Below are 12252 nucleotides of genomic sequence, written 5' to 3' on the forward strand. Positions count from 1 at the left end.
ACAACAAATTAGTGCAAATCCTTCCAGACCCGGCGCTTGGTCGCATACATCAAACCGGCCAGCACGATCAGGAACAGGATCGCCTTGATGCCCGTCTGCTTGCGCAGCTCCATCCGGGGCTCCGACGCCCAGGCCAGGAAGGTGACGACGTCGCGCGCCTCCTGATCCATCGATGCGATCGTGCCATCGTCATACGTGACCGCCCCGTCGCTCAAGGGCTGCGGCATCGCGATCTGGTGGCCGGGGAAATATTCGTTGTAGTTCATGCCCGGATTAAGGGCGAACCCCGCCGGCGCCTCGGTATAACCGGTCAGGATGCCGTGCACGTAATCCGGCCCGTTGGCGCGGGCGCGAATGATCAGCGACAGATCGGGCGGCAACGCGCCGCCATTCGCGGCGCGCGCGGCCTGATCGTTCGCGAACGGCGCCTTGAAATGGTCGGACGGACGGCCCGGGCGCTCATACATCTCGCCCTCGTCGTTCGGACCGTCGGGAACGCTGGCATCGGCGGCGATCGCCTTGATTTCGTCCTCGTTATACCCCAGCGCCGAAAGGTTGCGGTAATAGACAAGGTTCATCGAGTGACAGGCGGAACAGACCTGCCTGTAAACCTGAAACCCGCGTTGCAGCGATGCGCGATCGAACGTGCCGAACGCGCCCATCCACGACCAGTTCATCTGCGGCGGCACCGGCACGTCGTGCGAGTGCATCTCGGGTTGCGGCGCGGGCGCGGCGGCGTCCGCCTCGGCGATTTTCTGTTGTGCCTCGGCACTGCTGCCATCCTCGGTCGCGCCCTGAACCGTAGCCGCCGTGGCGGCATCGTTCGCGGCATCCTCGGTGGCATCTTGGGTGGCATCTTGGGTGGGGGCGGCCTCGGGTGCCGGCGCCGGATCGGCCACAGGAACGGAAGCCGAAACATCCGGTGCGGGCAAACTTGCGGCGGCGTCTGAAGGCGCGGGCGAAGCCGCATCGGAAGTCGCGAGCGCCTGCGGCGCGAAAGCCAGCAGCGCCGAAACGGACAGGGAAAGAAGGAGCTTGGTCTTCATCTTATTTCTTCTCCGCCAGAACGGCTTCATGGATGCTGTTGGGCAAAACGGCCACCGGTTCGTTGTTGGAAAGCCATGGCACGATCACCAGGAAAAACGCGAAATAATACAGCGTCGCGATCTGGCCAATGGCAACCCAAGGCTGGTTCGCGGGCTGGGCGCCGACATAACCAAGGATCAGGGCACACAGTACGAACCCGGCCAGCGCGATGCGGTACCACGGACGATATTTGCCCGAACGCACCGGATGCCGGTCGATCCACGGCAAAAGCGCAAGCATCAGGATCGCGCCGAACATCGCCAGCACGCCACCCAGTTTCGCCTCCATCACATGGATGCCTTGCAGGGGAATGTGGTCAACCACCGACCGCAAAGCGGCGACATCCTTAAGGAAACCGAGGATGAAACCAGGAACGCCCAAAACGATGGCCGCGACCAGAAGCTTGCCCGCATGTGCGGCCACGCGCGGCCCCGGCGTTTTGCGCCAGCAATAGTGATAGACCAGCACGCCCAGAATGACCCCCGCGCCCAGCAAATAGACATTAAGGTCGAACGTGATCGCGCGCAGAATGGCGTAGAACGGCAGGAAATACCATTCCGGCACGATATGCGCGGGCGTCACCATCGGGTTGAAGGGGATGAAATGGTCCTGATGCGTCAGCATCACCGGCGCATAGAACACCAGCAGGGCATAGACGATCAAAAACACCGACAGGCCGAACATGTCCTTGGCGGTGTAATACGGGTTGAAGGGCAATGTATCCTGCGGCCCCTTGGGATCGATGCCGGTCGGGTTGTTCGATCCCACGACATGCAGCGCCCAGATATGCAGGAACACCACCGCCGTGATGATGAACGGCAACAGGTAATGCAGCGCGAAAAACCGGTTAAGCGTGGGGTTGGCGACCGAAAAACCGCCCCACAGCCACATCACCAGCGACTTGCCGACCACCGGAATGGCCGAGAACAGCGAGGTAATGACGGTGGCGCCCCAGCCCGACATCTGCGACCAAGGCAGCGTATAACCCATGAACGCCGTCGCCATCATCAAAAGGAAGATGACGATGCCCAGAATCCACAACAGCTCGCGCGGCTGCTTGTACGAACCGTAATACAGCCCGCGATAGATATGGATGTACACGGCGACGAAGAACATCGACGCGCCGTTCATGTGCAGATAACGCAGCAACCAGCCCCAGTTGACGTCGCGGGTGATGCGTTCGACCGACGTGAACGCCAGCGCCGCGTTGGGCGTGTAGTACATCGCCAGCATCACGCCGGTCAAAATCATGACGATCAGCATGACCATCGCGATCGCGCCGAAATTCCAGAAATAGTTGAAGTTCTTCGGAGTCGGGAAAACGCCGTATTCCTTTTGCATCATGGTGAACACCGGCAGGCGGGAATCCACCCACTCGACGAATTTGTTCTCAAACGGTTCGCGGGGAGCGTGGGCCATGGGACTTATCCGATCTTGATGACGCTATCGCTGCTGAAAGCGTAGGGAGGAAGGTTGAGGTTCTTGGGCGCCGGTCCCTTGCGGATGCGGCCCGCCGTATCGTAATGCGACCCGTGGCACGGGCAGAACCAACCGCCGTAATCGCCGCGCGGCTCACCCTGCTTGGTGCCCAGCGGCACGCAGCCCAGATGGGTGCAGATGCCGACGACGACCAGAAGATTTTCATGCCCCGGCAAAACGCGCTCGGCATCGCTTTGGGGGTCGCGCAGGGTCGAAACGTCGACGTCCTTCGCCTCCTCGATTTCCTTGGGCGTGCGGCGACGGATGAATACCGGCTTGCCCTGCCACGTCACGACCACGCCTTGCCCCGGCTCGATCGCGGCGACATTCGCCTCGGTCGTCGAAAGGGCCAGCGTGTCGGCGGCGGGGTTCATCGAATCGACGAACGTCCAGCCGGTAAGCCCGGCGCCCACGGCGGCGACCGCGCCGGTGGTCAGGTACAAAAAGTCGCGCCGCCCGGCATTGGCGGGTTTCTCGCCATGCGACGTGCTGCTGATGGGCGCGCCGTAAACCGGGTCGCCGGAGGATGGGAACGGAGGATTGCTCATGTTTTTAATACGCCTTAGGTCTGATGCGCCTTAGGAATTTTGGCCAGCGCCTATGCTAGCTTGCGCGACGCGCCATGAAAACACCCAAAGCGCATGTTTTTTCTTGCACGAAGGCGGGTATAACAATATGAAAACACAAAAACAACCACAGAAAAGCGCACGACAATGACTTCGCCTTGGTATCTGAACGCAACTGGCGCCGGAAAAAGCGGACAGGTCATCCCGTCCGAACAATTGGTGCGCGAACTTAAAAGGCTGGAATGCCGGTTCCGGCAAAGAGGTTCGCACATCACCTTCACGCATGACGAAACGGGCATTCGCGGCACCATCGTCTATGGCACGCGCAAATTGTGGTCGCAAAAAACCGTGGCCGACGCGATCCTTAAAATCTGTGCCGCACAGACGCCAGCCGAAAACGACACACCACCCACGCCAGAAACCGGGCTTGCAGGAACCTTCAGATCCATCGTCGCCGCGCCTGCCTTGCCGATCCCCAACCATATCGCAACGGAAAACCCCGAAGGGGACGCGGCGCAAATCATCCTGCGCCACCGGCAATACCCACAGATCGGCGCATTGATTTCCGCGTATGACTGTCAGGACGTCGTCCGCGACACGCTGCGCCGAATCGATCGGGAAGCACGCGATTTCGGCGAAACGCTGGAATGCCTTGAAACCGAGGGGGATTTCACCGCCGGACGCCAACCGGACGGCACGCTGATCGTGACGCACCCCATTCACGAAATTCAGGCCGTGCTTGAACCTTTCGACCCGCAGGAAACGCAGGGCCCAACCGAACTTCTCAGCCTATGCTTTGATTGTCTGGCGGATTACGCCGACAACCAGCACATCCTGAAAACCGTCGTCGAATCCCGGAAACTGGAACTCGATCGGGAAAAACCGATGTCCGACGGCACGATCGAAAAGATCTACGTGGCCCGTAAATTCGGCCGCGAATTTGGCATCCGGGTAAACGCAAAGGTTTCCAAACACGGCCATATATCGGACGCCGACCTGCTTGGCCTGATCGACGACGCGGACCAGAACTTTTTCAGCGAGATCGAGCACTTCATAAAAAATTCCTACGGCTTCACGGTCAAAAAAGACCGGGATGGCGATCGGATCAATGCCACGCACCCGATCATGACGGGCCTGACATTCGGCTTTCCCGATTTCGACAAAATTCCGAAATTGCGCGCCGTTTATGCCCAGCGTGAAACACTGGGCGAAGCCGCCTATATCAACGCGGTCAACAATACCCTTCAGGCCCGCGACGACATTCTGGAACTGGTCAGCATTGCGCTTATTTTCGCGGTCGACCAGATGACGGCGGCATCCAATGCGCTGTTCGACATGATGGACGAAATCATGGATCTGACGAAAAAAATGGGCGACGTCGTTGAAAGCGCCTCCATCCACGCCGCCGAACATCCCCAAAGCGATGCCACATCAGAAATCGACGACGACGATCGCGATGCCATTATCCGGCGCGCCCGCAAAAAAATCAAAAAGGCGGGAAACAAGGTCAGGTCACCCAAACAAGAATACGACAAAGCCGCCCAGAAAGGCGCTTCACCGTCTTCCCAGATCAGAAACCAGCAACTGCCCGAACATTTCCCCTATGGGAAGGTCGTAACCTCCACGATACCGGGACAGACGGAAATGGACCTGCCAGGATCGTTTACGTACATGGTCCTCAAAGGCCCCGACGGCGACAATATTTTCATCGCCTCGCAGGAAAGCACGCAGCGCTTCAGGAATCAGATTCGCCTCTTACGCGAAAATCTGGGGCTGGCGGCAAACATGACGGACGCAGACGACGCCATCGCATCCGGTCGCGAATCCATTGCCGAAACGCTGGGCCGGATGGCGCCTGCCGAACCGCAGGCACAACGTCCGTCCATGGCATAACCCTCTTATTCTGATGTCAGGGTGTTTCCCTTTTGCGTTAATATGGCTTCTCGCTCGTCATGCCCCGACTTGTTCGGGGCATCCATTGTTCCGAATGTCCAACATCTATTATTCCCTGCCACGGACTCCCCGCATACGCGGGGTAATGACCAACCTAATCAAGGTATGCTCTAATGGCTAAGGTTAAACCCGCCCCCTCTCCGGCCCTTGCCTTCTATCAGCCGGATATTCCGCAGAATCTGGGCGCGGCCATGCGCCTGTGCGCCTGCCTCGACGTACCCATGCACGTCATCGAACCCACCGCCTTTCCATGGAAGGAGGCGGAATTCCGGCGCGCGGGCATGGATTACGTCACACATGTCGATCTGCGCCGCCACAGTTCATGGACTACGTTTCTGGCAGCGCGCGGCGATGCGCGCGTCATTCTGGTCGAAACCGACGGCGCGGTCGATTTGTGGGATTTCGCCTTCCGCCCCGGCGACATCCTGCTGCTGGGCCGCGAAAGCGCGGGCGTCCCGCGCGAGGTCTATGAACGCGTCGACGCCAGCATCCGGATTCCGATGAAACCGGGCCTGCGTTCGATGAACGTGGTCACCGCCGCCGCCCTCGGTATCGGCGAAGCCCTTCGCCAGACCAGAAATATTTTGTAAAATACCGCGCCTTTGTTTTACAAAATCAGGGATGACTTCGACGGAACCTTTCCCTGCCGACACCCGGCCCAATGCCAAAAGCGTGGCCGATTTTATCGACGGCATCGAACATCTTGCCACCGCGCGGCAACTGCCAGGCATCTGGCATAATATCAGCACATGGCCGGAAGGCGCCCTTACGGCAAAAGATCTGGCGCGGATTTTCACTGTTTCGGCCCGCAAGGTTCGCGACGCAGTCGACGCGCCTCCTGGCATGGGGCATGCGGCATGGATCAAAGACAAGGATTCGTATTTCCGGCAGCTTTCAAAATCCGTCCAGTCGGCGGAAAAACATGTTACGGCACTGGCGCCGGAAATGACAATCCGGGAATGGACGGAAATCTTGAATGCATATGGCCGTATGTATGTCCTGCTCGGCGCTCCGGTACAAAATGGGTTCGCAGCCCTGTGCGCAAGCCAGGCCGTTTCTTCAAGGGGCAAATCGTACACCACTAATGCATTTCGGATCATGGCGCTGATGACATTGCCGCCGCCGCCGGGCCTGACAGCGCGCGCCAAAAGCATAATCGAAACGCAAAACCCAAAGAAAATGAAGGAATATTATCCCCGGCTGATGTGGTCCGCCGCTTGCATGGATGCCATACGCCCACAACCCGAAATGGCATATCTGGCGAAAACATGCCTTTCGCGGATGGAAGGCAAGGTATCGTACCGGGACGACCAACACGTTTCAAAAATACACGATGCTGCGCTCTGGTTCGGGCTTGAACACGATGACCGTGTTATTTTCGAAAGCACTCAGATCACCACGCACCTCGACCATCGCCTTGCCCGGATTTTCAACGATGCGGCCTTTGCCAAAATCGAACCCGGGCTTTCCTATCTACCCCGTCTGCGCAAATCGACCGATCTGGCCCTGCGCATGCCGGACGGCCGCATCGTTCACATCGAAGCCGACGGCCCCCTGCACTTCAATTACTGGTACCAGAGCGACCGAAGCAAAGGGTCCGAAAAACAGCGCCTACGCGAACAGTATAACGGTGGAACCATGTTTCAAACCGCACTGATGGGCAGGCTTTATCCAGACCAGATTTTCCTGCGCTTTCCGCATTTTCATCTCAATCGCCTTGTCCACCATTATCCGGCGCCGCAGATCCATGCCCAGATTCTGGGCAATCTGGTTGATCAGGCCATCGCCATGGCCGATTCCGGCGCCGGCAACACGGCGATCATCGGATTTCACAAAAACGCGTTTTCCCTGCGCCCTCTCGGCCCCAGGCCCTGCCCACAAACTGCATGACCAGTTGAAATGACCGGAACATCCAAGAACGTGCGAAGGACTTGCATCCCATGGATAAATACCGCATATCCACAGCGTGACTCACACATGTTCCACATTCGATCAGGAATGCGCTGACTGGTTCCGCGGCTTGCGCGACCGCATCTGCGCGGCGTTTGAGGCGCTGGAGGACCGGCTTGAAACCGGCCCGCACGCTGGCCTTGCGCCGGGGCGTTTCAAACGCACCCCGTGGCGGCGCGAAGAAGGCGGCGGCGGTGAAATGGCCCTGATGCACGGACGTGTGTTTGAAAAGGTCGGCGTCAACATCTCCACCGTTCACGGCCGGTTTTCCAAGGATTTTCAGGCCAAAATTCCCGGCGCGACGGAATCGGACGGCGCGTTTTGGGCCGCGGGAATCTCGCTGGTCGCGCATATGCGCTCCCCCCTTGTACCCGCCGTGCACATGAATACGCGCCGCATCGTCACATCGAAGGGCTGGTTCGGCGGCGGCGCGGACCTGACCCCGACCTATCCCGACCCGGAGGACACGGCTGCGTTTCATAACGCATTCAAAACCTGTTGCGACCGCCATGGCCCTGACTATTACGTACGCTTCAAACAATGGTGCGACGAATATTTCTATCTGCCGCATCGCAAGGAAGCACGAGGGATTGGCGGGATTTTCTACGACTATTTGGCATCAAATGACCAGTACGCAGATCAGGCTTTCACCAAAGATGTCGGCGAAACATTCCTCAACATCTATCCACAGCTTGTGGAAAAATCCCTGAACAAACACTGGACGCCGGAACAGCGGGAACACCAGTTGGTCCGCCGCGGACGTTATGTCGAATTCAACCTGCTTTACGATCGTGGAACAGTTTTTGGCCTGAACACCGGCGGCAATGTCGAGGCGATTTTAATGTCCCTGCCCCCGGAAGTGAAATGGCCGTAACCATTTGCGATCATCCATAATACGAACTCTGTAACATTACGCCTGCAGCATCGATCTTGCCTGCGCCAGACAGGCATCGCGATCTGGCAGCGCGTTTTGCGCAAGCCACCATGCCTCAACCTGCTTCATAAGAACGCCGATTTGCGGTCCTTCGGACAAACCCAACCCGGAAATCAGGTCGCGCGCGGCGAAAGGCAGTACCGGAACCGGCATCGATCGCACCGCCTCAAGCGATACTTGAAACGCCACAAAATCACTATCCAATTCATTGATTGCATGAGATAAAATCATACCGCCAAACACCACATCCCGGCCATACAGATACAGATTTTGTATATATTTATCAGAAAGATGCATTGAATATTCAATGCAATCAAACAGGAATTTTGATTTTCTATTTGATAAAACAAAAAATTCTGCGGCTAGACTTTTTAAAATCTCAGGATTTTTCCGATACACGTCATAAGCGAAAATCAGTGTTTCTGGCATCGAAATTTGGGCGCTGACGGCCAGTTCCCGCACCCGGTCATGCCCCTTGGACGTGTAATTTTCCTGCCACACTTCACCCAGAATCTGACCGGCGATCATCGCCTTTATCGCCTCTGCCGACCGGGGGGCGATTACCAGTTTTTCGACCTCCTGCGTCACACGTTCGCGCGATAGATTTTTAATAAGATCACGGCTGTGAACACAGGCCTGATACCCCTCCACCGCCGGTTCGCCCCGTCCATACCGGGCATGGAACCGAAAAAACCGAAGAATACGTAAAGCATCCTCGCGAATCCGCGTGCCCGCATCCCCGACGAAACGCACCACACCGTTTTTCAGATCGTCCACCCCTTGCCCGGTCGGGTCAAAGACGCGGCCATCCATATCCATAAGCAGCGTGTTCATAGTGAAATCGCGCCGCTGCGCATCCTCGGCCCAGTCCGTCGTAAAGGCGACCACCGCCCGCCGCCCGTCGGTTTCAACGTCCCGCCGCAATGTGGTGATTTCATAACCCCGATGGGCGACGACGGCCGTCACCGTCCCGTGCGCGATCCCCGTCGGCACGACCTTGATGCCCGCATCGTTCAGGCGTTGCGTGGCAATGTCCGGCGTATGCACGCATGCGACGTCGATATCGCCCGGCGCTTCGCCCAGTACGGCGCTGCGTACCGCCCCACCGACCAGCAGCGCACAGGCACTGCCGCCCAGTGCGTCAATGAGCGCCCGCAAGCCGGGATCGCCCAGCCAGCCCGGAACGGCGGAAAGGGTCAGGCGCGGCGTCATGCCGCCCGGAAGTGGCGTAAAACCATGTTCATGACGTTATGCTATCACGCCCGTGACTCGCAGGGAATCGGGGCAGAAACCGGGGGCAGAAATCGGGATGTTTCCCGTTAATCCCGGACCAGCACGTCGTGCAACTGCGCAACCAGATCGCCCGCCGCGACCGGCTTTTTCAGGATCGCGCGCACCATCGGCACGGCGCCCAGCTGCGCCCGCGTCTCGTCCTCGGCAAAGCCGGTGATGATGACGAACGGCAGGCTCGGCGCGATTTCCCCGGATGCGCGGGCGAAATCGGCCCCGCTCATGCCTGGCATCGCGAAATCGCTGACCACCGCATCGAACCCGTGCGGATTGTCGCGGATAAGGTCCAACGCCTCCGCCGGCCCCGCGCTGTCGAACACCTCGTACCCGGCGCGCGTCAGCATCATGCAGGTGACCTGCCGGACCTCGTCCTCGTCGTCCACGACCAAAATCCGTCCATGCTGCGTTTCCGTGGCGGCGTGGACTGCGTCTTTTGCAACGACGCCCCCGGATTTAAGCGGGAAGAACAGCTCGAACGCCGTACCTTGCCCCACTTGCGTATCCACCCGCAAAAATCCGTGATGCGCGATCAATATGCCATGCACGGACGCAAGCCCCAGCCCCGTGCCCTTATGCACGTCCTTGGTGGTATAGAACGGCTCGAACATATGCTCGGCCACCGCGCGCGGAATGCCGCTGCCGCTGTCGCGCACTGAAATCCGCGCATATTGCTGGCCCGCGACGACATAACCCACGACCATGACGGTGTGTCCGTCTTCCGGCGTTTCGATATGCACGGGCGCGGCAAGACTATCTTCCGGGAATTCGTCGATCTGGTCCTGATCGGCGATACCCGCCGCGCTGGCATCCATCGCGTCGACCGCGACCTGCAGCGTTCCCTGCCCGTTCATCGCGTCCTGCGCGTTGACGCACAGATTCATCACCGCCTGCGCCACCTGCGCCGGGTTGGCGGAAACGGTGACCGGCACCTCCGACCCCGGCGCGGTTTCGATGGTCACGCCGGACGACAGGCTTGCGCGCAAAAGCGACACCACCTCGCCGACCGAACGGCCAAGATCGATATCCGCGCGCTTCTGGTCGTTGGTGCGCGAAAAATTGAGGATCTGTTCGATCAGCCCCTTGGCGCGCCGTGTCGCGATCAGGATTTTTTCGGCGAATCCGTGGGTCGGGCTGCCCGCTTCCAGATCTTCGTTCAGGAATTGCGCATACCCTTCGATCGCGGCCAGGATGTTGTTGAAATCGTGCGCGATGCCGCCCGCCAGCCGGCCCAGCGATTCCATCTTTTGCGCCTGATAATACTGAAGGCGCAGCGTTTCGTTCTCTTGTTCCCGCGCCTGTTTTTCGCTGGTGTCGACCGCCGTGCCGATATACCCGCCGCCATGCGGCCCTTCGGGATCGAGCGCGGTCAAGGACAGCTCAGCCGCAAAGGATTGGCCGCGCCGGTTGGAAAGGCCGCTGGCTCCGCGCCAAAACCCTTTTTCCCGCGAGATGGGCAGGATGACCTCCTCCACCACGCGCGCGCTGGATTCGTCGTACAATTCTGCCCATGGCTTGCCGATCGCCTCTTTCCGGCCGGGGCCGGACAGGAAATGCAAAAGCGCGAAGGCGCGGTTCATATAGGTGATCCGCCCTTCGGCGTCGAGGATCACCACCCCGTCCGGGCTGGCCTCGATCGCGGCGATCTGCGCCGCGCTTTTGCGGTCGATGGTGTCGCGCTCCAGCCGCAACAGATGCATGACGTTCGATTGTGCGATCAAAAGCCGCGCGATCAAAAGCATCAAGACCACCGCCGACAGCCCCATCAAGATCTGCGCGATCCGGCTAACCATGACGCCGTTTTCCAGCGCGGCATTGCGGCGCGCAAGCGTGCCGTCGATCTCCATCAGGCTGCTTTGAATCCCCGCCATGGCCAGAAGCGCAGGCTGCCAATCGCCCGATCTTGCGAAGATTTCCGGGCCGATATTCTGAAGCGCCGCGCGCACCGGAGCGAGCGTCGCCGCCTCCTCCGGCCCCGCGCCCACGTCCGCCTCGTGCAGTCGCGCGGTCAGCGTGGCGAACTGCGCCGCCGTATCCGAAACCGGCGGGCGCGCGGGATCGGCAATATGGAACAGCACGGTCGTCTGATAGTCGTTGTAAGCGGTCTTGAGCGCGAGGAACCGGTCCGCCTGCAGCATATGGCTGCGCCGCACATGTTCCTGCTGCTGCAACAACCCGTAGGAAAAGACGAGAAAACTCAAAAGCCCGGCAAAGCCGAAAAAGGCGACCAGCCGCCCCGTCCGCGTTTCATTCAGCATCCTGAGAGAATCTTTCATGCCATCCCCGCGTTCTGGGCGATCAAAGCCGCCTGCGTTCTGTTTTTGACGTTGAGCTTGCGGCAGACACCCGCCACATGCAGTTTGATGGTCGCTGGCTGCAAATTCAGCGCCAGCGCGATGTCCTTGTTGCTGGCCCCGCGTCCAAGATGCGCCAACACCTCGCGCTCACGCGGGGTCAAAAGGGCAAGCTGTGCATCGTCGACCTGCTTTGCGGGTTTCACCCCCCGCGCGGCATCGGGATCGGCATAATGCGATGGCATGACCTCGACCCCATGCCCGGCCAGCGGCACGAATCGCTCGCCCGCGATTACCAGACGGATCGCGCCCAAAAGCGCGGCGCCCGACATGGTCTTTGGGAAATAGGCGGCCGCCCCCGTCCGCAGTGCGTGGCTGACATCCGCTTCCTCGGCGGTGCCGGATAATATCGCGACTTTCTGGTCGGGATGCGCCGCACGCATCTGGGCGACACCACTGGCCGCTCCTTGCGGCCCGGCCATACCCGGCATCCGCAAGTCAAGCAGCACAAGGTCGACCGGCCCGGTTTGCGCCAGCCTGTCCATCGCGTCGGGCAGCGAACACGCGACGTCAATGCGTGAATCACCCTCCGCGCGGCGGAAGAACTCCACCAGCGCGTCGCGGAACAATGTGTGGTCATCGGCGATGAGAAGATGCATCGGCCCCTCTTGCACCAGTCTACGCGCAAAAAGTTAACACATTG

Annotated in this window: 10 protein-coding genes; 4 read left to right on the top strand and 6 right to left on the bottom strand. The window is 59.5% G+C overall.

Features of this window, described 5'->3' with window-relative positions; all coding sequences use genetic code 11:
• Window positions 1–8: 8 nt before the first annotated feature.
• From H6866_02230 to petA, 3 genes are read right to left on the bottom strand one after another with little or no spacing between them, the layout of a single operon-like run.
• Window positions 9–1046 carry a cytochrome c1 gene (locus H6866_02230; GenBank protein ID USO08057.1) on the bottom strand — a complete coding sequence of 346 codons (1038 nt, stop codon included), beginning with the start codon at window positions 1044–1046 and terminating at the stop codon, window positions 9–11.
• A gap of 1 nt (window position 1047) precedes the next feature.
• Complete coding sequence (locus tag H6866_02235; GenBank protein ID USO08058.1) at window positions 1048–2505, bottom strand: cytochrome b/b6; 1458 nt, start codon at window positions 2503–2505, stop codon at window positions 1048–1050.
• Window positions 2506–2510: 5 nt separating this feature from the next.
• Window positions 2511–3113: a ubiquinol-cytochrome c reductase iron-sulfur subunit gene (petA, locus tag H6866_02240; GenBank protein ID USO08059.1), complete on the bottom strand. Its 603-nt coding sequence runs from the start codon at window positions 3111–3113 to the stop codon at window positions 2511–2513.
• A 165-nt stretch (window positions 3114–3278) separates the two neighbouring features.
• On the opposite strand from petA, the gene H6866_02245 reads away from it, so the two are divergent.
• The 4 genes from H6866_02245 (at window position 3279) to hemF (ending at window position 7908) form a co-directional block, all read left to right on the top strand.
• Window positions 3279–5024 carry a type II toxin-antitoxin system HicA family toxin gene (locus tag H6866_02245; GenBank protein USO08060.1) on the top strand — a complete coding sequence of 582 codons (1746 nt, stop codon included), beginning with the start codon at window positions 3279–3281 and terminating at the stop codon, window positions 5022–5024.
• A gap of 173 nt (window positions 5025–5197) precedes the next feature.
• Complete coding sequence (locus tag H6866_02250; GenBank protein ID USO08061.1) at window positions 5198–5674, top strand: tRNA (cytidine(34)-2'-O)-methyltransferase; 477 nt, start codon at window positions 5198–5200, stop codon at window positions 5672–5674.
• A 31-nt stretch (window positions 5675–5705) separates the two neighbouring features.
• Window positions 5706–6974, top strand: coding sequence for a hypothetical protein (locus tag H6866_02255; GenBank protein ID USO08062.1), 1269 nt, complete (start codon window positions 5706–5708; stop codon window positions 6972–6974).
• 76 nt (window positions 6975–7050) lie between these two features.
• Window positions 7051–7908 carry an oxygen-dependent coproporphyrinogen oxidase gene (hemF, locus tag H6866_02260; GenBank protein USO08063.1) on the top strand — a complete coding sequence of 286 codons (858 nt, stop codon included), beginning with the start codon at window positions 7051–7053 and terminating at the stop codon, window positions 7906–7908.
• 36 nt (window positions 7909–7944) lie between these two features.
• Here hemF and H6866_02265 read toward each other — a convergent pair whose 3' ends face one another.
• The 3 genes from H6866_02265 to H6866_02275 all read right to left on the bottom strand — a co-directional run bounded on the left by H6866_02265 (window position 7945) and on the right by H6866_02275 (window position 12208).
• Window positions 7945–9180, bottom strand: a complete 1236-nt coding sequence (locus H6866_02265; protein ID USO08064.1) for a CCA tRNA nucleotidyltransferase — start codon at window positions 9178–9180, stop codon at window positions 7945–7947.
• Window positions 9181–9287: 107 nt separating this feature from the next.
• A complete protein-coding gene (locus H6866_02270) occupies window positions 9288–11531 on the bottom strand; it encodes a response regulator (protein ID USO08065.1) in 2244 nt (747 codons plus the stop codon).
• Window positions 11528–12208, bottom strand: coding sequence for a response regulator transcription factor (locus tag H6866_02275; protein ID USO08066.1), 681 nt, complete (start codon window positions 12206–12208; stop codon window positions 11528–11530). Before H6866_02275 ends, H6866_02270 begins: the two co-directional genes overlap by 4 nt.
• Between the last annotated feature and the right edge of the window lie 44 nt (window positions 12209–12252).

The organism is Rhodospirillales bacterium (assembly GCA_023898805.1).
In the GTDB taxonomy this organism is placed as follows: Bacteria; Pseudomonadota; Alphaproteobacteria; order Micavibrionales; family UBA1664; genus UBA6145.